Annotated in this window: 1 protein-coding gene; it reads left to right on the forward strand. The window is 64.2% G+C overall.

All coding sequences use genetic code 11. The annotated features are described in order from the left end of the window. Window positions 1–439 (forward strand): flavin reductase family protein (locus tag EN925_RS41220; RefSeq protein ID WP_281040695.1); only part of this gene is annotated, 439 nt, incomplete at both ends.

Below are 439 nucleotides of genomic sequence, written 5' to 3' on the forward strand. Positions count from 1 at the left end.
TCACCACGCGCCATATCGTTGACTTCCTCGCGGAGGACGAAGCGATCGAGCGAAGCGGCACTGCTGAGGCGAATACCGGGTTCGACAGCGGCGAGTTCCGCCGTGCGCTTGGCTCCTTCCTCACCGGCGTCACCATCGTCACCACCATCGGGCCAGAAGGCGAGCCGCGCGGCTTCACCGCCAACTCGTTCACCTCAGTGTCGCTCGATCCGCCCCTCGTGCTGGTCTGCATCGCCCACAAGGCCTTAGGCCATCCTGTCTTCGCGACATCGAAAAGCTTCGCCATCAACATCCTCAACGAGGGCCAGAAGGCAGCGTCCGGCATCTTCGCCTCGAAAGCCGCCGACAAGTTCGCCGCCGTAGCATGGCGGCCGGGAAGGACCGGCAGTCCCGTTTTGGACGGCTCCGTCGCGTCCTTTGACTGCGACATGGAGCGGCT

Origin of the sequence: Mesorhizobium sp. M7A.F.Ca.US.006.04.2.1 (genome assembly GCF_004022915.1) — a bacterium.
GTDB classification, from domain to species: domain Bacteria; phylum Pseudomonadota; class Alphaproteobacteria; order Rhizobiales; family Rhizobiaceae; genus Mesorhizobium; species Mesorhizobium ciceri.